The 19,137-nt window shown below is 70.8% G+C and carries 16 protein-coding genes; 2 read left to right on the top strand and 14 right to left on the bottom strand.

The genetic code is table 11. The features are described 5' to 3' along the window. Positions 1-192: 192 nt before the first annotated feature. Positions 193-1,545 (bottom strand): hypothetical protein, encoded by a 1,353-nt coding sequence (locus CHC08_RS07765; RefSeq protein WP_143653137.1) that lies wholly within the window; start codon positions 1,543-1,545, stop codon positions 193-195. 264 nt (positions 1,546-1,809) lie between these two features. On the opposite strand from CHC08_RS07765, the gene CHC08_RS07760 reads away from it, so the two are divergent. Then, a complete protein-coding gene (locus CHC08_RS07760) occupies positions 1,810-3,948 on the top strand; it encodes an ATP-dependent DNA helicase (RefSeq protein ID WP_089206486.1) in 2,139 nt (712 codons plus the stop codon). Positions 3,949-4,125: 177 nt separating this feature from the next. On the opposite strand, the gene CHC08_RS07755 is transcribed toward CHC08_RS07760, so the two are convergent. The 9 genes from CHC08_RS07755 to CHC08_RS07715 form a co-directional block, all read right to left on the bottom strand. Then, positions 4,126-4,929, bottom strand: coding sequence for an SGNH/GDSL hydrolase family protein (locus tag CHC08_RS07755; RefSeq protein WP_089206550.1), 804 nt, complete (start codon positions 4,927-4,929; stop codon positions 4,126-4,128). 178 nt (positions 4,930-5,107) lie between these two features. Beyond that, positions 5,108-5,545, bottom strand: a complete 438-nt coding sequence (aroQ, locus tag CHC08_RS07750) for a type II 3-dehydroquinate dehydratase (protein WP_089206485.1) — start codon at positions 5,543-5,545, stop codon at positions 5,108-5,110. A 253-nt stretch (positions 5,546-5,798) separates the two neighbouring features. Next, positions 5,799-6,875: a 3-dehydroquinate synthase gene (gene aroB / locus CHC08_RS07745; RefSeq protein WP_089206484.1), complete on the bottom strand. Its 1,077-nt coding sequence runs from the start codon at positions 6,873-6,875 to the stop codon at positions 5,799-5,801. Further along, the gene (locus CHC08_RS07740; protein ID WP_089206483.1) at positions 6,872-7,375 is read right to left on the bottom strand and encodes a shikimate kinase; all 504 of its coding nucleotides are present in this window, start codon (positions 7,373-7,375) and stop codon (positions 6,872-6,874) included. Before CHC08_RS07740 ends, aroB begins: the two co-directional genes overlap by 4 nt. 64 nt (positions 7,376-7,439) lie before the next feature. Continuing rightward, on the bottom strand, positions 7,440-8,618 hold the full coding sequence (gene aroC / locus CHC08_RS07735; RefSeq protein WP_089206482.1) for a chorismate synthase: 1,179 nt from the start codon (positions 8,616-8,618) through the stop codon (positions 7,440-7,442). 367 nt (positions 8,619-8,985) lie between these two features. Then, entirely contained in the window at positions 8,986-9,666 is a 681-nt protein-coding gene (locus tag CHC08_RS07730) for a prepilin peptidase (RefSeq protein WP_179281930.1), read from the bottom strand. 309 nt (positions 9,667-9,975) lie between these two features. Next, positions 9,976-10,620, bottom strand: a complete 645-nt coding sequence (locus CHC08_RS07725; RefSeq protein WP_245878192.1) for an SseB family protein — start codon at positions 10,618-10,620, stop codon at positions 9,976-9,978. A 51-nt stretch (positions 10,621-10,671) separates the two neighbouring features. Next, complete coding sequence (gene bar / locus CHC08_RS07720) at positions 10,672-11,763, bottom strand: barbiturase (protein ID WP_089206480.1); 1,092 nt, start codon at positions 11,761-11,763, stop codon at positions 10,672-10,674. A 33-nt stretch (positions 11,764-11,796) separates the two neighbouring features. Further along, complete coding sequence (locus CHC08_RS07715) at positions 11,797-12,714, bottom strand: carbamate kinase (protein ID WP_245878191.1); 918 nt, start codon at positions 12,712-12,714, stop codon at positions 11,797-11,799. Positions 12,715-12,968: 254 nt separating this feature from the next. Here CHC08_RS07715 and CHC08_RS07710 point away from each other — a divergent pair, with 254 nt between their 5' ends. Next, a complete protein-coding gene (locus tag CHC08_RS07710; protein WP_245878190.1) occupies positions 12,969-13,865 on the top strand; it encodes a cation diffusion facilitator family transporter in 897 nt (298 codons plus the stop codon). A gap of 116 nt (positions 13,866-13,981) precedes the next feature. Here CHC08_RS07710 and CHC08_RS07705 read toward each other — a convergent pair whose 3' ends face one another. From CHC08_RS07705 to CHC08_RS07690, 4 genes are all read right to left on the bottom strand, one after another. After that, on the bottom strand, positions 13,982-14,386 hold the full coding sequence (locus tag CHC08_RS07705) for a YidB family protein (protein ID WP_089206478.1): 405 nt from the start codon (positions 14,384-14,386) through the stop codon (positions 13,982-13,984). 286 nt (positions 14,387-14,672) lie between these two features. After that, entirely contained in the window at positions 14,673-15,527 is an 855-nt protein-coding gene (locus CHC08_RS07700) for a GNAT family N-acetyltransferase (RefSeq protein ID WP_089206477.1), read from the bottom strand. Between the two features lie 262 nt (positions 15,528-15,789). Further along, the gene (locus tag CHC08_RS07695) at positions 15,790-16,974 is read right to left on the bottom strand and encodes a pyridoxal phosphate-dependent aminotransferase (RefSeq protein ID WP_089206476.1); all 1,185 of its coding nucleotides are present in this window, start codon (positions 16,972-16,974) and stop codon (positions 15,790-15,792) included. A gap of 101 nt (positions 16,975-17,075) precedes the next feature. Continuing rightward, positions 17,076-18,677 carry a GDSL-type esterase/lipase family protein gene (locus CHC08_RS07690; protein WP_218825153.1) on the bottom strand — a complete coding sequence of 534 codons (1,602 nt, stop codon included), beginning with the start codon at positions 18,675-18,677 and terminating at the stop codon, positions 17,076-17,078. Positions 18,678-19,137: the final 460 nt, after the last annotated feature.

The raw sequence follows: 19,137 nt of genomic DNA, 5'->3' as shown, positions 1-19,137 counted from the left end.
CCACCCGCATCATGTCGCCGCCTCACACGCACCCGGACGCGGCGGCAGTGATCGCCTCCACCCGGCCGGGGCCTGCCCGCCTCACCCTCGCGCATGACCCCGACGCCACACCGCGCCACCCGCGTCGACGTCCTGCCGCTTCACGCGCGGACCGGGCGCCTCACCCGCGGCGGGAGGACCTTGACGGCCCGATCACCAGTCGCGGCGCTCGTCTCGCTCGTCCCGGCGCCGCCCTTCGCGGCGCTCGTCCCGCCCGTCGCGCCGATCGTCGTAACCCTGGTCGTCACGACGCCGCTCGTCGTAACGCTGCTCGTCATAGCGCTGCTCGGGACGGAGCCTCTCCCCGGTGGCGTGCGACGGCTCCTGGATGTAGGGGCGCGGCGCCAACTGCTCGGGCTGCTGACCGCGCAGGCCCAGCGGGTCGGACGGGTCCACGTTCTGTTGCTGGTAGGCGGGCGGTGCGCCGTACAGGTCGCGCAGGTCCGCCGGGTGACCGGCCTGCGGGGACTGCGGCGGGCCGGGTTGCTGGGCGCCGAACGCGTAGAGGTCGGGCTGGGCCGGGGCGGGGTAGCCGTAGGCGTCGGGCTGGGCCTGATAGGCGGGCTGCTGCTGTTGCTGCTGGGCCGCGAACCCGAAGGGGTCGGTGGAGTGCTGCTGTCCCTGGGGCGTGTAGAGGTCGGCGTGCGACTGGTGCGCGGACGCCGGGAACTGGTCGGCGTGGGCCGCGAAGGGATCGACCGGCTGCCGGCCCGCCGGCGCGGTGAACGGGTCCACGGGCTGCTGGAGAGGAACGCCGTACGGATCCGGCTGGCCCCCCGGGACGGCGAACGCGTCGGGCTGCTGACCCGGCGTGCCGTACGGGTCCGGAGCGGCGCCGTACGGGTCGGGTACGCCGTACAGATCCTGGTGGCCCTGCGAGGCGCCGTAGGGATCCGGTTGCGAGGTCGGGTAGCGGTCGCCGGGCATCTGGTACATCGGCTCGCCGGAGCCGAGCGGCCCCGCGGGCTGCGGCTGCCCGTAGGGCAGGGCGTCGCCCACGATCATGTTCTCGCGCGGCACCGCGTCGCCCGAGCCGTAGGCGGCCATCCGGTCCTGGGATCGATCCGGGGCCTGTGGCGCGGTGCCCCGGGCGACGAGCACGTCGTTGGGCCCGAGGGTGGCGACCTGGCGCGGCTCGTCGAGCGGCGGGGCGTGACCGACCGGGTCGGCGTACGGCTGCGGCGGCTGGGCGTAGTCCTCCGAGCGCGGCCGGGCATACTGCCCGGTGGCGGGGAACTCACCGTGCACCTGGTGCTCGACCATGTGCGCGGGCTCGCCCGCCTCGTCGGGATACTGGCCCCCGGCCTCGACAAAACCCTCGTCGAGGGTGTCGACCAGACGTCCCACGTCGTCCATGGGCATGCGGAAACTCGCGGTGCACATCTCACCGCGCCACAGGCTCAGCACCAGCGTGCCTTCGTGCCAAGTGACCCGGAGCACCCGCTCCTGGCCACGCTCGTCAAAGAACACCTCGCCGAACGACGGCAACGGGACAACTTCCGACATGGAAGACATAGTGCTTCAGCCAGCCTTTATTCGTCCACTCGACCTCAGGAAACTCTACCGAACCGACCTTTCCACCCCCATCTTCCGCCCCAGCAACACCAGAACGGTAGATCTTCCTTGACCTTTGGGGGATTGGCGAGCCGGGTGATCGAGCCAGTTTGCCACGGAACATGAGCCCCAGGTTTGCGAATACCGCGATGCGTCCGCACAGTGACTCCCCGGAGCAGCCGCGATTGTCAGGGCGAGCGGGTACGGTTGGCTGTCGTGCCAACCGACTCCATCGCCCCTCCCGAAGACGTCTCCTCAAAGGTGGATATTCCCCCAGTTGAGGATTTGCTGAGCATCGCCGTCGAAGCCGTCGGCGGGGTCGAGCGCCCCGGACAGATAAAGATGGTCCAGGCGGTGCAGCACTCGATCGAGTCGGGTGACCACCTGGCCGTTCAGGCGGGCACGGGCACGGGCAAGTCCCTGGCCTACCTGATCCCCTCGATCCGGCACGCGATGACCTCCGAGGGAGCCGTGGTCGTCTCCACCGCCACCATCGCGCTCCAGCGCCAGCTCGTGGACCGCGACCTGCCCCGCCTCGCCGAGGCGCTCGCCCCGCAGTTGCCGCACGAGCCCAAGTTCGCGATCCTCAAGGGCCGCCGCAACTACCTGTGCCGTTACAAGGCGAGCGCCGGATGGCCCGACGACGAGCAGGATCAGCTCTTCGACCCCCGCGAGGTGAACGCGACGGGGCGCATGGTCCAGCGCATCCAGGACTGGGCGAACGAGACCGAGACCGGCGACCGCGACGAGCTCGTCCCCGGTGTCAACGAGCAGGCGTGGCGGCAGTTCTCGGTGAGCGCCAGGGAGTGCCTGGGCGCCACGCGCTGCCCGAGCGGGATGGAGTGCTTCGCCGAGCTGGCACGGGCCCGCGCCGGGGAGGCCGACGTCGTCGTCACCAACCACGCCCTGCTCGCCATCGACGCGATGGAGGACTTCCCTCTCCTGCCCGAGCACGACGTGGTCGTGGTGGACGAGGCCCACGAGCTGGTCGATCGGGTCACCTCGGTGGTGACCGGCGAGCTGTCCGAGAACATGGTCTCGCTGGCCGTGCGCCGGGTCGGCAGGCTGATCGACCAGCCCACCTCCGACCGGCTCATGGAGTCGGGAGAGGATCTCAAGGCCCTGCTCGCCGCCGCGCCCGCCGGGCGCCTCGACGAGCTGCCCCAGGTGCTCGGGATGACGCTCGCCCTGGTCCGCGACTCGGCGTGGACGTGCATCACCTCCCTCGGCCCTCGGATGGGCGGCGACAAGGACGACCCCGAGGGCGCGGGTCTGCGCAAGGCGGCCTTCACCGCCCTGGACGAGATCCACGACACCGCGCAGCGGATGCTGGACGCCTTCGGCCACGCCGAGGAGATCGACCGGGCCGAGGTGGTCTGGCTGGAGGCGGGCACCGAGCGGCGCCCACCCCTGCTCCGGGTGGCGCCGCTCACCGTGGCGGGCATGCTCCGCGACAAGCTCTTCGGCGACCGGACGGTGATCCTCACCTCGGCCACGCTCGCTCTGGGCGGCGCCTTCGACGGCCTGGCCCGCCAGTGGGGTCTGGGCTCCGGAGACGGCGCGAGGGACGAGGCCCGGGTGACCGGAGGCGAGACGAGCACCGCGAACGGCGCGACCGGGGACGAGCCGAAGAACGGAGCCGGAGACGGGGCGAAGGACGGAGCCAAGGCTCGGCCGAAAAAGCGGGCCGGCTGGACCGGCATGGACGTCGGCTCACCCTTCGACCATCCCCGCAGCGGCATCCTCTACGTCGCCAAGCACCTGCCGCAGCCCGGCCGCGACGGCCTGCCCGAGGCCTACCTCGACGAGATCACCGAGCTGATCGAGGCCGCCGGGGGCCGAACCCTCGGCCTGTTCTCCTCGATGCGCGCGGCCAAGGCCGCCACCGAGGCCCTGAGGGACCGCCTGAGCGTGCCGCTGCTCTGCCAGGGCGACGACTCCACGATGCTGCTGGTCAAGCAGTTCGCGGAGGACGAGCCGACCTGCCTGTTCGGCACCCTGTCCCTCTGGCAGGGCGTGGACGTGCCGGGCCCCTCGCTGCGGCTGGTCATCATCGACCGCATCCCCTTCCCCCGCCCGGACGACCCGCTGAGCTCCGCCCGCCAGCGCCACGTCGCCGCCAAGGGCGGCAACGGCTTCATGGCCGTCGCCGCCACCCACGCCGCCCTGCTTCTCGCCCAGGGTGCGGGCCGGCTGCTCCGCAGCCAGCACGACAAGGGCGTGGTCGCGATCCTGGACCCCCGCCTGGCGACGGCCCGCTACGGGAGCTTCCTGCGCGACTCCCTGCCGCCCTTCTGGCCCACCAACGACCCCGCGAAGGTCCGCGACGCCCTCAAACGCCTCAGCTCGTCATAGGGCGTCGGCGTGAGGCGCTGCCGGAGAACGGAGGGACCCGCGTTTCCCGGCAGCGCGCCGTTTCGGCACCGCCGGAACCGGTCCTGTGAGCCGGTGGCCTGTCACTCGGGGGTCGCCGGAAAACCGGTCCGTCAGGAGCCGGTCATACGACAAATGCGCGACGCCCGGAGGCGGCCGCTAGGGAAAGATCCTCAGGTCCGGACGCTTGGGGTCGACGGCGTCACCGGAGGAGCGCCCGCGCAGGCGGCGGCCGAGCCAGGGGCCGAAGTGCTCGCGGACCCACTGGGCGTCCTCGCGGCGCTTGGCCCTGCGGTCCACGTGCTCGCGGGGCGGCCAGACCTTGCGCCAGTCGTCGTCGCAGTCGATCCCGAGCACCTGGCAGATCTTGGCGGCCACGATGCGGTGGCCCTCCTCGTTCATGTGCAGGCGGTCGTCGCTCCATGCCCGCCAGTCGCGCAGGCCCTGCATCGACCACTGGTCGACCAGGCGGCAGCCGTACAGCTCGGATATGGACCTGACGTGCATGTAGAAGATCGCGAACGTGCCGCGGGCGCGGCGCATGATCGGGGTGTCGCGCGGGTCCACGCCGGTGAACAGCAGCACCTCCGCGCCGGTGGCCCGCAGCTCCCGTACGGCTCCCGCCAGCTTCTTGGCCATCCGGTCGGGGTCGCTGCCCGGCCGGAGCAGGTCGTTGCCTCCGGCGCAGAAACTGACCAGGTCGGGCCGCATCTCGATTGCCCGCGGAACCTGGTGCTCGACGATCTGGTCGATGAGCTTGCCGCGCACGGCGAGGTTGGCGTAGCGGAAGTCCGGGTCGAGCGCGGCCAGCCGTTCGGCGACCCGGTCGGCCCAGCCCCGGAAGTGACCGTTCACACCGGGGTCGTTCAGCCCCTCGGTGAAGCTGTCGCCGAGGGCGACGAACGAGGAGAAGGAGCGGTCGCGCGCGGGGCCACTCGCCGAGCCGCTCACCGGGCCGTTCATCGAATCACCCGCCGAGCCGTTCACCGGGCCGTTCATCGGGTCACCCGCCGAGCCGTTCATCGAATCACTCGCCGAGCCGCTCACCGGGCCGTTCATCGGGTCATTCGCTGAGGAGTCGTTCACCGGGTCGCTCGCCGGACCGTTCATCGGGTCACTCACTGGGTCACTCATCGGGCACTCACTCCGCAGAGATCTCGGCGATGGCCTGCAGCGCGAGCACGTAGGACCTCAGGCCGAAGCCCGCGATCGTACCGGTGGCCACGGCGGCGACCACCGAGTTGTGCCGGAACTCCTCGCGGGCGGCCGGGTTGGAGATGTGCACCTCGACCAGGGGCGCGGTGCGCTGGGCGATGGCGTCGCGCAGCGCGTAGGAGTAGTGGGTGAACGCCGCCGGGTTCAGCACCACCGGCACCCGGCCGTCGGCCGCCTCGTGCAGCCAGCCGAGCATCTCGGCCTCGTCGTCGGTCTGCCGGACCTCCACCGAGAGGCCCAGCTCCCGGCCGGTCTCCCGGCAGAGCGCTGTCAGGTCCGCGAAGGTCTCCGCGCCGTAGACGTCGGGCTCACGGGTGCCGAGCCGCGACAGGTTCGGGCCGTTGAACACATAGACGGATCTCATGGAATCACTACCGCTCTTCAATGGCCGCGTGTCTGCGACACGGCCGACGTTCTGTGCTCACCGCTGCTCCCCGGTCGCCTCGTCCGCGACTCCGCCCGTTACCTCGCGCACCGGAGCCGAGTCGCCCCGTTCGCCGCTCAGCACGTCGCCTCGCGCACCGCGGCCGAGCCGCTCCGCCCGTCACTCCGCATATCGGAGCCGAGCCGCTTCGTCCGTCATTCCGCGCACACCTCGGGCGAGTCGCACCCGCTGCTCAACGGGCCACCTCGTCGTAGGCGGCTTCGAGCAGCGCCTCCGGCGGATCCTCCAGCGGGGAGAGCTTCGCCAGGTCGTCCAGGAGGATGAAACGGAGCTTGGCGCCGCGGCTCTTCTTGTCCAGGCGCATGTGGTCGCGGAGCTCGGGCCAGGCCTCGCGGCGGTAGGCGGTGGGCAGCCCGACCGAGGTCAGGATGGACCGGGTCCGCTCCACGAGGTCGGGGCCGATCCTGCCGGCCAGGCGGGACAGCTCGGCGGCGTAGACCATGCCGATGGCGACGGCCTCGCCGTGGCGCATCTGGTAACGCTCGACCCGCTCGATGGCGTGGGCCAGGGTGTGCCCGTAGTTGAGGATCTCCCGCAGGCCGCCCTCGCGCAGGTCGGCCCCGACCACGGCGGCCTTGATCTGGATCTTCCGTTCGATCAGCTCGCGGGTGTGCCGTCCCTCGGGGAGCCTGGCGCCCTCCGGGTCGTCCTCGATGAGCGTCAGGATCGTCGGGTCGGCGATGAAACCGCCCTTGATGATCTCCGCGAGGCCGCCGACGTAGTCGTCGCGGGGCACCGAGACCAGCGTGGCCAGATCGCACAGGACCCCGGCCGGAGGGGAGAAGGAACCGACCAGGTTCTTGCCCTCGGGGGTGTTGATGCCGGTCTTGCCGCCCACCGCGGCGTCGACCATGCCGAGCAGGGTCGTCGGCACCTGCACGACCTTGACACCACGCAGCCAGGTGGCGGCGACGAAGCCGGCCAGGTCGGTGGTGGCTCCCCCGCCGACGCCGACCACGGCGTCGGATCGCGTGATGCCGTGACGGCCGAAGGCCGACCAGAGCTCGGCGGCCACCTCGATCGTCTTGGCCCGCTCGGCGTCGGGCACCGGCAGCGCGACGACCTCGTATCCGGCCGCCTCGATCGCTCCGCAGACCGGCCGCGCGATCTCCGGCAGACTCGCCGGGTGGATCACGGCGACGGTGCGGACCCTGGGCCCGAGCAGGCCGGGGAGCTCGCCGAGCACGCCGGCGCCGACCACCACGTCGTAGGGGGTCTCTCCGTCGACCTTGATCCTGGAGATCGTCACGGCTCCAGGCCCTTCACGATCTCGTCGACGACCTCGTCGGGCTTGTGCTCGTCGGTCGCCACGGTGATCCGGGCCAGGCCCTCGTAGATCGGGCGGCGGGCGTCCATCAGCTTCTTCAGCTGGCTGCGCGGGTTCAGCACGAGCAGGGGTCGCGCCGAGGCCAAGCCCACCCGCTGCACGGCCTGTGAAAGACCGATCTCCAGGTAGACCACCGTGTGACCGGCCAGCAGCTCGCGCGTCGCCTCGTCCAGGATGGCGCCGCCGCCGAGGGACAGCACGCCGCCGTGCTCGGCCAGCGCCCGCCGTACGGCCTCCGCCTCCAGCTCGCGGAAGCGCTCCTCGCCGTCCTCGATGAAGATGTCGCCCACCGACTTGCCCGCCACGGTCTCCACGTCGGTGTCGGTGTCACGGAAGTCGACCCCGAACCGGTCGGCCAGAAGCTGGCCGACGGTGGACTTGCCGGATCCGGGGGGACCGATCAGCACTACTCGGGGACTCACTGTGCCTCCTCAGCTCGCGTCTCGCCCGCCCGGGAGCCGAGGCGGCTCCCGCGGGTGCGCCCGCTCACTTGATCACCATCGAAGAAAGGTATCCGGACAGGTTGCGCGCGACCTCCTCGACGGAGTCGCCGCCGAACTTCTCGATCGCGGCGTCGGCCAGGATCAGCGCGACCATCGCCTCGGCGACGATCGCGGCGGCTGGGACCGCGCACACGTCGGAGCGCTCGTGGTGGGCCCTGGCCGCCTCGCCGGTCAGCACGTCGATGGTGGCCAGCGCCCGGGGCACGGTGGAGATCGGCTTCATCGCCGCGCTGACGCGCAGCGGCTCGCCGTTGGTCATGCCGCCCTCGACGCCGCCCGCCCGGTTGGTGATCCGGTGGACGCCGTCCGCGGTGTTCTCGATCTCGTCGTGGGCCCTGGAGCCGGGGCGGCGGGCGGTCTCGAAGCCGTCGCCGACGGCGACGCCCTTGATCGCCTGGATGCCCATCAGGCCGGCCGCGAGGCGGGCGTCGAGGCGCCGATCCCAGTGGGTGTAGCTGCCCAGACCCGGGGGCAGTCCGTAGGCGATCACCTCGACGACCCCTCCGAGGGTGTCGCCGTCCTTGTGCGCCTTGTCGATCTCGGCGACCATCGCGGCGCTGCCGACCGGATCGGCGCAGCGCACCGGATCGGCGTCGACCGCCGCCAGGTCGCCGGGACCCGGCATGACGCCCGGGGTGGCCTGTGCCTCGCCGATCGAGACGACGTGGCTGACGATGTCAACGCCGAGGGCCTGCTTGAGGAAGCTCCGGGCGACCTGGCCGAGCGCGACACGAGCGGCGGTCTCGCGGGCGCTGGCCCTGTCGAGCACGGGGCGGGCGTCGTCGAAGCCGTACTTCTGCATCCCGGCGAGGTCCGCGTGGCCGGGCCGGGGACGCGAGCGCGGCGCGTTGCGGGCCTGCCCCTCCAGCAACGCGGGGTCCACGGGGTCGGCCGCCATGACGGTCTCCCACTTGGGCCACTCGGTGTTGCCCACGCGGATGGCGACGGGGCTGCCGAGCGTGCGACCGTGCCGCACGCCGCCCACGACGTTCACCACGTCCTGCTCGAACTTCATCCGGGCGCCGCGGCCGTAGCCCAGACGACGTCTCGCCAGCGCCTCATCGATATGGGCCGTGGTCACCTCCACCCCGGCGGGCATGCCTTCCAGGATCGCGACGAGCTCGGGGCCGTGGGACTCTCCGGCAGTCAACCAGCGCAACATGGTGACAAGTCTTCCATGTGCCGCCCACTGGAATGGCCCCAGCTCACCGGGTGAGACGCCGACCGGCATTCCGAAACGGTCGTACCGCCCGACATCGGGTCACATGAATCACAACAAGGTTATACAAACCCGCATCGGGCCAGGTAGTCATAACGGGGTCGGCCAGACCGGCACCGGGTCGTACGAGCACCGGGCGGCATCCGGTCACACGGGTCACCAAGCACCTGCGGCCTGGAAGCCTCGTCTTTCAGGACTTCGGCGGCCGATCCGTTGTGGCTCTTCTCGACCTGCGCGTCCGACCCCGACCGCGACACCGGACGTGGCCCGATGGGAATCGGCCGGCGGAGTCCCTCGGGGCGGGAGGGTGTCAAACCAGGATCGCCGCGAACGCGCCAATGATCATGAACGGGCCGAAGGGAATCTCACTCTTGCGGCCCGCGCGGCCCGCGGCCATCAGCGCGACGCCGTAGAGGCCGCCCGCGACGAAGCCCAGGAACGCCCCGATGACCACGCTGTCCCAGCCGAGCCAGCCGAGCGCGGTGCCCAGGCTTGCCGCGAGTTTGACGTCGCCCAGCCCCATCCCCGCCGGATTGACCAGGAAGAGCGCCAGATAGAAGGCCGCCAGCGCGGCGCCCGCCAGTCCGGCCCTGAGAAGGTCGTCGAGTCGTCCTCCGGCCAGGGCCGCCGCCGCGAGCAGGCCGCCGGTCCCGAGGTACGCCGCGAGGGTGAGCCTGTCGGGGAGCCGGTAGACGGCCAGGTCGATGAAGGCCAGCATCACGGTGATCACCGCCAGCCACCAGAAGGCGAGAAGCTCCCCCACCCACGTGGCGTCCGGCGGAAAGAACGCCCCCGAGGCGGGGCGGTCCGCCAGGGCCCGCAGGGCCAGCGCCCCGAGCGCCAGGGCGGTGACCACCGGAACGACCGGCGACGGTGACCGGGACGGCCGGGACGGCTCCCCCTCGGCCGGGGCGTACCGGGCTATCAGGGCGCGTGTCCGGAGCCCGATCACCAGACCGGCCAGGGCCGCCACAACGGGGAGGAGGATCACGCGACGACCATAATCCGCGGGGGCCTCCCCCGTCCGCCGGGCGCCTGAGTCCGCATCGACGGCCTCAACCGCCGACTTCGCCGGTCCCCGAGGCCGCTGCCGGAAGAGCCCATCCTCACCTCGGCCGGTCCTCCCGAGATCGCCGCCGGAGCTACCGGAAGAGCCCACCGTCGCCGGTCCTCCCGAGGTCGCCATCGGAGCTGCCGGAGCTGCCGGAGCTGCCGGAGCTGCCGGAGCTGCCGGAGCTGCCGGAGCTGCCGGAGCTGCCGGAAGAGCCTGCCGTCGACTCGGTCGGTTCGCCCGAGGTCGCTATCGGAAGGGCCAGCCGAACCGCCGGCGCCGGGGAGACGGAGCGGGCTCCTCCTCCATGCGCGCCACGGTGACCTCGGGCCCCAGCCCGCCGATCGTGCCCGACTCGACCGCGGCGAGCGCCCGCAGGAGACTCCCCTCGATCACAAAGGGCACCGGGCCCGCCACGTCGATCACGACGGCGGCCACGCCCTCCTGCACCGCGGCCTGGCAGACCTGGAGGGTCGTGGCCTGGATGGGCCGGGCGTCGGGGCGCCAGAGCCTGAGCGACTCGGCCCCGGTGAAGGCGGGAACGGCCTCACGCCCGTCGTTGCCGACCAGCTTCGGGAGAGCCATCTCGCTCTCCTTCTCCTGCTTCAGCCCGTGCTCCCCGACCTCCGACTCGGTCAGCAGGGCCACCACGGGGACGAGCAGCCTGGCCCCGCCCAGCGCGGCCACCACCTCGCCCGCCTCCGCCGTACCGGCGGCGAAGGCCGCGAGCGCGGACGTCACGGAGACGTCGGCGCCGCCGTCGTCGTCGGGAACCAGTGGTTGCGGAATGCTCGGCACGAACCGGGAGCCTACCCGCGGACGGCGGTGAGGCATGACCGCCCCGCCGCGGTCCCGCCTCACCAGCACGTCCCCGTCCGCGGATCCCCGGGTCACCCGGAATCCTCGGGCGCCCGGGCGACCCGGCCCGTGCTCGCGTGAGACGAGTCAGCCCAGGTCGGCGATGGCGGCCACCGGACCCCCGCCGCTGGGGCCTTGGTGGACCGCGGCGACCGAGACGAACACCGCGGGATCGCCGGTGACGCTGGCCGCGACCCCGCCGACGGTGGCCTTGATCTGACGGTGCCAGTGCACGTCGGAGTCGTCGAGCATGATGTTGCGACGTCCCCTGACGCTGCCCGACGGATCGGCTTCGCACTTCATGAAGACGTTGACCAGTTTGTCGCCCAGGTCCGACGGATGGGGGCGCTCGGGCAGGTCGATGCCGCTGGAGCGGATGGCCTCCCAGATGCCGTCGGCGTCCAGCGCGTCCTTCATGACGGAGTGGCCGATCCGGTAGCGACCGCCGATGCCGCGCACGTTGCCGACGACCACGATCTGGGCCCGGTCCAGCTCGACGCCCGAGGAACAGGACGCGACGGAGGAGAAGAGCGACAGGTCGCGGTGGATCTGGTCGGCGGCGGGCATCTCGATCTCGCCGAGCGCGACGGCGATGCCGAGCGCGGTGGTGGAGTTGGAGATGTCCATGGACGGGCCGGTGTCCTCGATGACCACGTCCTTGCCGCGCGACTTGGCCTCGTTGATGGTGGCCAGGGTGAGCAGGGGCGTCTTGGTCTGGACGTAGTGAACGTCGGCGGGATCGTCGATCCCGGCGGCCTTCATCGCCTCGCGGACACCGGCGGCGACCTTCTCCACCATGGCGGGACGGCCGATGTCCTCGGGAAGGATGACGTCGCTCATCGCGATGCCGACGCTGACGCGCGGCTCGTCGCCCGGCTCGGCGTTCGCCGTGGTGGCGAAGATCGTGGCGTGCGGGCTGAGCACACCGTCGGTGCCGCCCGACCACACCAGCGGGACGCTCTCGGGGGAGGGATGGCCCTTGGCGGCGAGCACCTCGCGGAAGGCGCGGTCGGCCAGGATGCGGGTGTAGTCGTTCACCCCGCCGTTGCCCTCGGTCTTGCCGATCACCGCGAGCACCCGGTGCGCCTCGATCACCCCGTCGTCGATGAGCCTGGTCAGCCCGGAGGCGTCGGTCACGCTCTCGATGGCCACCTTGCGTACTTCAATCGGTTCCGGCATCCCTGCCACCTTTCAATCGGGTCGTACTCACATTCACTGTCGCACCACGGTTCCGGCCTCCCCCGCGACCGCCGCCCCGATGTTCTCCAGGGAGGTGATCACCGAGCGGTCGCCGCCCTGTTCGACAAAACGCAGGGCGGCCTCGACCTTCGGGCCCATGCTGCCCCCGGCGAAATGCCCGGCGGCGTGCAGCGCGCGCAGTTCGGCCGTGGTGACGTGGCCGACGGGCCGGGCCTCGGCCGTACCGAATCCGACGACGGCCTGCGGCACATCGGTGGCGATGACCAGGGTCGTGGCCCGTACGGCGCGCGCCAGCATCGCGGCGGCCAGGTCCTTGTCGATCACGGCCTCGACTCCGCCCAGCTTCCCGTCGGCGTCGCGGACCACGGGCACTCCCCCGCCGCCGGCGGCCACGACGGTGAATCCCGCGGCCACCAGCGCGGCCACCGCGGGCGCGTCGAGGATCTCCAGCGGTTCCGGGGAGGCCACCACCCGGCGCCAGCCCCGGTCGAACCGGTGCCAGGTCTGGCCGAGTTTCTCGAAGCGGTGGGCCTCCGCCTCGGTGAAGTAGCGGCCGATCGGCTTGATCGGGTCCTGGAAGGCCGGATCGCCGAGGTCGACGAGCGTCCGGGTCACCACCACCGCGGCGCGGCCGTCGAGCGCGTTGAGGATGAGCGTGCCGATCGTGGCCTGGGTCTGAGCGCCGCACCAGTCGAGCGGCACCGGGGGCACGACGTCGGCCGCGATCTGGTTCTTGAGGATCAGGTTGCCGACCTGGGGTCCGTTGCCGTGGGTGAGGGTCACCTGGTGGCCGGCCGCGACCAGGGTGGTGACATGGAGCATCGCGTCCTCGACCGCGCGGCGCTGATCGTCCGGCGACGCGCTCCCGTCGGGGGCCGTCATCGCGTTGCCCCCGAGCGCGATCAATACTCGTTCGCCCAACTCATTCACCCAACCCGCTCACCCGGCTCGTCCCCTTCATTCCTTCACCCACACGGGCGACGTTAACGGGCTGCCCGGCCCGGCTCATGGGCACTCTTTGCCCAAGGCACGCCTGTTCTTCGACAGAACCCGCCGGTCGGAGGCCCGGCGCCCCGCCCTCCCCTCCGCTTTGCCGTCGCGTGGAAGGCGGGATGTTGCCTTGCCGGGGACGCCTTGCGTAATATATGAGCATCTGTTCAGGTGTTAGAGAGATGGATCTTGCGATGGGTCACGGACATGGTCACGGGCACAGCGCGAACTCCGACCGCCGCTACCTGGCGGCGGCGCTCGCCCTGCTGGTCGTCTTCATGGCGGCCGAAGTCGTCGTCGGCGTCATCGCCAACTCCATCGCGCTGATCTCCGACGCCGGGCACATGCTCACCGACGCCGCCTCCATCGCGCTCGCGCTGATCGCGATCAACATGGCCGCCCGCCCCGCGCGCGGCGCCTACACGTTCGGCTGGAAGCGCGCCGAGATCCTCTCCGCGGCGATCAACGGGCTGACCTTCGTGGTGCTCGTCGCCTACTTCGTCTACGAGGGCGTCCGGCGGCTCATCGAGCCACCGGAGGTCAAGGGGCTCCTGGTCTTCGGTACGGCTCTCGTCGGGATCGCGGTCAACGCCGCCGCCGCGTGGCTCATCGCCAGGGCCGACCGGAGCAGCCTCAACGTGGAGGGCGCGTTCCAGCACATCCTCAATGACATGTACGCCTTCGTCGCCACCGCGATCGCGGGCGCGGTCATCTGGCTCACCGGCTGGGGCAGGGCCGACGCGATCGCCGCCCTGATCGTCGCGGCCCTCATGGCCAGGTCCGCCTACGGCCTGCTGCGCGACGCCGGGCGCATCCTGTTCGAGGCCGCTCCCGCCGGCGTCCATCCGACCGAGGTGAACGCCGCGATCGTCGCCCATTCCGAGGTCACCGCCGTCGAGGACCTGCACGTGTGGACCGTGACCAGTGGCTTCCCCGCGCTGTCCGCGCACGTCATCGTCAAGCCCGGTGGCGACTGCCACCGGGTCCGCCGCGAGCTGGCCGAGCTGCTGCACGAGCGGTTCCACATCGACCACACCACCCTGCAGGTCGACCACGTGCCCGGTACGGCATGCCGGATCGTCTCCGCCTGAGCCGGCCTCGCGCCCGGGCCGGAGCTCGAAATCGGCCGGGTGACCACAGCATCGTGGCCGGGCGAGTGTGATCACACTCGCCCGGCCCTCGTCGTCCTCGTACCGACGATGTCCGATCAGGACATGCCGGGAGATCTACCGGAAGACGTGTCGGAGGACATGTTGCGAAGGTCCTTCATGCTCCCGTTGGGCGTGGCCTTGTCGACGACCTCGGGCAGGAAGCTCACGAGTGCCACGATCACTTCCTGCTCGCTCATTCCGGCCCTTTGAGAGATTCGTTTGAGGTCAGCCTGGTCGATGGCGCCCCTCAGCTCCTCTTCGGTCAGCTGCTTGTTGGGACCGGTGCCGACCCAGGACTTCGTGTGCTCCTCCAGGCCTCCGCTTTTCAGCTGCTCGACCGCCCTGGCCGGCCCGCCGGCCTTGCCGGAGCCGCTCTCGTCCTCTGGGGAGAAGAATGATTTGACCATGTTGCGGACACCCTCGTCAGGGATGAGCCGCTCTAGGAAGTTGTCGAATGCCATGGAATCCCCCGGTTACGCGATGGCGCCTTCGCGCCGCGAACAAGAACGGACCCGAAGGCCCATAAACCGGAATACCCCGAAATGCGCACCAGTAATCGATATGTCACTCTAAGTGAGTAAAATCAGCGATAAGTTGCCTCGCCCTTCCTGGAACCACCTAGGAGAAGCGAAAACGGACGCCCCATGACCACCCGACGGAGCCGGAACGGGCCGCCCGGAGCCACCTCGGGTAAAGCCCGGGCGGACGCCTTCGCCCCCGCCCGCCTTCGCCGGATCATCCGGCGGCCTAAGGCTTCTCGGGAAATTCGGCGATCAGCGCGGTACCGATGCGGCGGAACCCGATCCGGGCGTACATCCGGGCGACGTCGTCGTCTCCGGCGGACAGGAAGACGGTCTTCACACCCCGTGATCTGGCGTCGGCCACCAGCGCGGCGGTGACCGCGAGCCCGAGACCGCGCCGGCGGGCGGCGGGCAGCGTCCCGACACCGACGATCTCGCTGACCGCTCCGACCGGCTGGTGCTGGCCCGCGCACAGCGCCATCCCGTCCTCGACGGCCGCGGCGATCGCCGTCAGTCCCGCCCGCATGCGCGAGACCGCGCGCTCGACCGAGCCGTCGGCGGCGCGGGTCACCGCCGCCGTGGCCAGTTCCGCCAGGCCTGCCACACCGACGCCCGTCCCGGGTTCCGCGAAGGCGAGATGCGGAACGGCCAGCGCGGAGGGCAGCGCCGGGTCGTCCGGGCCCATGATCCGTACGGACGGTCCCCCGGAGAGCTCGCTCCGCTCCGGTATCGCGGCGTCCTCGTCGAGGACCATCAGGGGATGTTCGTGAATCACGAGCCCCGACTCCTCGACCGCGGGCCTCAGCGCGGGCGAGGTCTCGGCGACCCACTCGAAACTCTCCGGAATCCCGAGCTCGCGCTGCCGGGCCCGCACCAGTGTCACATCGGTGGCGCTCACGGAACCGCTCCATTCCCGAGCGGGCCGTGCGTAGAACGGCCAGCCCTCGCCCTCCCGCACGAACAGCGTGAGGGGCCCGTGGCGCTCTACGCGAGCGCCGGAGAGCGGGACCGCGTCGTAGTACTGCTCAAGCCGGTCCAGCAGGGCCCGCTCAGGGTGATCATCGAGTTTCACGGAAGTCATACGGATCATCCAAGCAACACCCGGCCGATCACCGCCACCCGATTACGGCCCAGGTCAGGGCATCTACCGTTCAAAGGGACGGTCGACCCGGTTTCCGGCGAACCGCCCCGTCGCCACGCTCACCGGTCCCGTGCCGAGCCGGGTTCCGCGAAGGAGCGAGACGGACTCCGTAAAGAGACGGACTCCGCAAAGAGCCGGGCTCCGTAAAAGAGCCGGGCTCCGTGAAGGAGACGGCCCGCCCGAGAAAGGGGGCGGGCCGCCGTCACCCGGGGTGACCGCCCGTCCCGCCGAGCCGGGCCAGGCGGCTCACGGCCTCGTCGATGACCTCGTCCTTCTTGCAGAAGGCGAAGCGGACGAAGTGGCGTCCGCGCTCGGGGCGGGCGTAGAAGACCTGCGTGGGGATGGCGACCACGCCCGCCAGGGACGGAAGCTCGCGGGTGAGGGCGAGACCGTCGGTGAAGCCGAGGGGGCGGATGTCGGTCTGGACGAAGTAGGTGCCCGCGGGGCGGTAGACCTCGAAACCCGCCGCGGACAGCCCCGCCATCAGGCGGTCGCGCTTGGACTCCAGGTCGGCGCGGAGGGAGGAGACCCAGCCGAGCTCGTGGCGCAGGCCGTACGAGGCGGCGAGCTGCCAGGGCGCGGCGGCGGTGAAGGTGAGGAACTGCTTGACGGTCTGGACCGCGCGGACGAACTCGGGCGGGGCACAGATCCAGCCCGTCTTCCAGCCGGTGACCGAGAAGGTCTTGCCCGCGGAGGAGATCATCACGGTGCGGTCGCGCATGCCGGGGAGGGTGGCCAGGGGGATGTGCTCGATGCCGTCGAAGGTGAGGTGTTCGTAGACCTCGTCGGTGACGGCGATCAGGTCGCGCTCCTGGCAGAGAAGGGCGATCTCCTCCAGCTCCGCGCGGGTGAAGACCGTGCCCGTGGGATTGTGCGGGGAGTTGACCAGGATCGCCCGGGTGCGCGGGCCGACGGCCGCGCGCAGTTCGGCGGGGTCGAAGGTGAAGCGGCCCTCGACCGGGCGCAGGGTGACCGGGCGGAGCACGGCTCCCGCCAGGGTGACGGAGGCGGCGTAGGAGTCGTAGTACGGCTCGAAGGCGATCACCTCGTCGCCGGACTCGCACAGCGCCAGGATCGTCGCCGCGACGGCCTCGGTGGCGCCGACGGTGACGAGGACCTCTCCGTCGGGGTCGTAGTCGAGGCCGTAGTGGTCCTTGCGGTGCTCGGAGACGGCCTGGCGCAGCTCGGGGACTCCGGGACCCGGCGGATACTGGTTGAAGCCATCCCGGATCGCCGCCATCGCGTGCTCAAGCATCGCGGCGGGCCCGTCGGTGTCGGGGAAGCCCTGCCCCAGGTTGATCGAGCCGGTCCGCACGGCCAGCGCGGACATCTCGGCGAAGATGGTCGTTCCGAACTCGCGCATCCGCGCCACCAGAGGATCGCTCACGCGTCCCAGCCTAACCGGCACGCCGTTCGGCGATCACGCTCGGAAGATGCCCGGCGCCCGACGGGTCGTGGTGAACCCGCCGGGCATCGAGGTGCCGGTGGTCAGCCGGCGACGATCTCGAACTGCTCCCAGGGTCCGATCGCGTCGCGGTTGGCGATCAGAGGCTGCGCCCCGCCGCCCTCCGCGCACACGTACTTCCCGTTGACCTGGGCCCGGATGCTGGTCGAGCCGTCCGGGTTGCCGATCAGCTGGAAGGTCTCCCAGGAGCCGGCCGTGGCGCGGTCGGCGATCAGTGACTGTGCCCCCGCGCCCGCGGCGGACACGTACATGCTGTTGATCTTCGCTTTCAGGGCCACGTTCCCGTTGCCCAGGTCGACGCGCTCGAACTGCTGTCCCGGTCCGACGGACGTCCCGTTCGCGATCAGGGGCGCGCCGTTGGCGGCGGTGACGTAGCGGCCGTTGGCCTTGGAGCGCAGGCTGACCACCGAGGAGACCGGTGTGCCCGGTGCCCCGAACCAGCTGAGGTTGACCGCGTTCGCGATGGCCTGCAGGCCGGCCTCGTTGGGGTGCAGGTGGTCGCCGGTGTCGTAGGCGGGGAGGAACATCGTGGGATTGGCCGGGTCCCTGGTCGCCGCGTCCTGGTCGAGCACGGCGTCACAGCCGCTGCCGGCGCCGCGGACGAAGGTGTTGTAGGCGACGCGCTGGTTCTCGGCCGCCTGCGACCAGCCGCCCGCGCCGCGGAAGGGGGTCAGCGTCGAGCAGATGAACGTGATGTTCCGCTGGTGGGCGCGGGAGATGAGCTGCTTCGCAGCGTCGATCAGCTGCGACGCGGCCGGCGGCGAGGCGACGCCCAGGTCGTTGATGGGATCGTCGGAGAAGATCACCCATTTGACGCCCGGCTGGGCGAGCACATCGCGTTCGAAGCGGTTGGGCGCGCTCTGCCCGGCGCCGTCGGCCAGCAGCTTGTTACCGCTGATGCCCTGGTTGAGCACTCCGACCGCGCGGCCCGAATCGACCAGCCGGGAGGCCAGCCGGTTGGGCCAGCGCCGGTTGGTGTTGGAGCTGGAGCCGACACCGTCGGTGATCGAGGCGCCCAGCGTGGCGACGGCGCCCGGCGCGGAGGCGTTCTGCACGTCCAGGTTGGCCAGGAAGTAGTAGCTGCCGACCTGCTGGGCACCGGGGAGGGTCGCGTTCGCGCTGACGTTCCCCGAGGTGACGTAGTTGGTCTGGCTCGAGGTCTGGTGGTAGGTGGCGGGGCCGGTCGCCTGCGGCAGGTAGATGCTGACCGCGAGGTCCGACTGCGCGGGGACCACGAGGTCGATGGCGTCGCTGATCGCCATTGACCCGGCGGGGATGGTGACGCTCCGCTGACCGCCGAAGGTCGCCACCCGGTCGGTGCCGAGATCGACGCCGGAGTCGGAGGTGCGGCGGGCCACGTGCACGTTGTCGATGGTCACTGGTTGCCTGCCGAACGCGTTCGACAGCTGGACGCGCGCCGACGTGCCGCCGATGCTGGTGTGCACGATCTGGCGCACGGTCTGCTGGTTGAAGACGGTGCTGCCGGCCTGTGGCGAGACCGCCCAGGTGCCGGTCCATCCGATCGCCGCCGCGTCGGCCGGGCCGGTCGTCACGCCGGTCATGCCCGCCGTCAGGACGGCCGCGAGGGCCACTGCTGACAGACGGAAAACGCCGCGTCGTCTCAAGAATCCTCCTGTGAACCGGTGCTGCCGTGAACGGAACCCGGTGGCCGGCCGTATTTACGGACGGCTCATGTCATGGTCCGGTCATCGAATTAATCAAGGCGACATTAGGGCGACATATAGGACTCGGTCAAGACATAGATAGGATGTATCGACAAACTCCCGTCGGGATGTTTTCGACATGATCCATTGCAACGTTCCTAAAAATACGATTTTTCAGCCCGATTCCCCAGGCGAGCGGGGAATGGGCGATGGGATCTCTCCAAATAGGTCCGATCTATTGGGGAGAAGGGCGACTCACCGAGCGACCTGAGATCCGCCGCCGATCCGTCTGCCCAGGACCGCGAGGCCCTAACTCCGGCCATCGAAGACGCCACCGTCGGCGCTCAACGGCTCGTCCGGCCCGAGCATCACGACACCCAGCGCGTCCGGACGTCCCCGGGCGCTCCGCACGTCCGAACCG

It is taken from the genome of Streptosporangium subroseum (assembly GCF_900188345.1).
Taxonomy (GTDB): domain Bacteria; phylum Actinomycetota; class Actinomycetes; order Streptosporangiales; family Streptosporangiaceae; genus Streptosporangium; species Streptosporangium subroseum.
This window is presented reverse-complemented; position numbering and strand designations above follow the sequence as displayed.